This is a genomic window from Oleiphilus sp. HI0066 (genome assembly GCF_001635725.1).
The window spans coordinates 1-1,077 of record NZ_LWFH01001637.1; the positions used below are offsets into that span (position 1 = coordinate 1).

At 43.5% G+C, this 1,077-nt stretch carries 1 protein-coding gene and 1 pseudogene; one reads left to right on the top strand and one right to left on the bottom strand.

The genetic code is table 11. The features are described 5' to 3' along the window. Positions 1-714: ChrR family anti-sigma-E factor (locus tag A3738_RS25580; RefSeq protein ID WP_068763949.1), on the top strand; the 714-nt coding region annotated here is incomplete at its 5' end. 65 nt (positions 715-779) lie between these two features. Here A3738_RS25580 and A3738_RS31550 read toward each other — a convergent pair. Next, positions 780-1,077, bottom strand: a pseudogene (locus A3738_RS31550) (hypothetical protein); the annotation flags it as partial.

Genomic DNA, 1,077 nt, shown 5'->3' on the forward strand with positions numbered 1-1,077 from the left:
GCGCCTAAGACTCGCAATGAAGAAATTAGAAAACGTAGCAAAAGAGCAAATGTCATGGCTAATTATCATCCTAATGATGAACTTTTGATGTCCTTCGCAGCTGGGCAACTAGCTGATGCATTAGGACTCATGGTGGCATGCCATGTTGAATCATGTCCTAAATGTGCAGAAAAAGTTCGTAACTTTGAGTCGCTTGGTGGCGACATATTGAAACAATGTTCCGAAGAAGTCGTGTCTGATTCTCTATTAGACGAGACCTGGGCAAAAATCGAAATGTTTGAAAGAAATAAAGTTTCTCAAGAGAGTTTCGAAAAAGCAGCAAACGAAAAGCGCATAAATATACCGCGCCCGATGCGCAGGTTTATCAAAGAAGACTTTGACCAATTAAATTGGAGTGGCTTCAGCAAAAACATCCAAGAGGTAAACCTCAATATTGATGATGAGCGCTACACAACGAAGCTATACCGAATTAAAGCTGGTTCAAAGCTTCCAGAGCATACACACAAAGGAACGGAGTACACCTTAGTGATGCAAGGTTCGTTTTCCGATAAGAGTTGCAAGTACAATCAAGGTGATTTCATTCTCGCAGACGAAAATACTAAGCACCAGCCACAAGCATCGGCTGACGCGGATTGTATTTGTTTAGCTGTAATGGACGCACCGCTGAAGATGACAGGGTTCTTCGGAAGAATGTTGAATCCGTTCCTGAGGTAGTTAGATCGCTGAAACTTAAAAGCCGGCATGAAGCCGGCTTTTTTATTCCCAAACAATACTATCTCTTACCAAAACCAAGAGCTGGCCAGATCATCTTTGCATCCCCAATACTGCTCGCTGTATTTTTTCGCTCTCGCTTCGACCTTACGGGCGACACCCATTAACCAAGGCTTGGATTTATAAGACCCTCTGCGATAACCGCCCTGCCCTTCGTGGTAATTCAAATATTGCGCATAAGCATCCCACTTCGACACCTTGTTCATTTTGTTAGTACGGTTCATATACCAACCGACAAAATCAATGGCATCTTCAAAATCATCACGTTCTGCAAACCAGCCACCAGCATCGTCTTGATACTCCCCC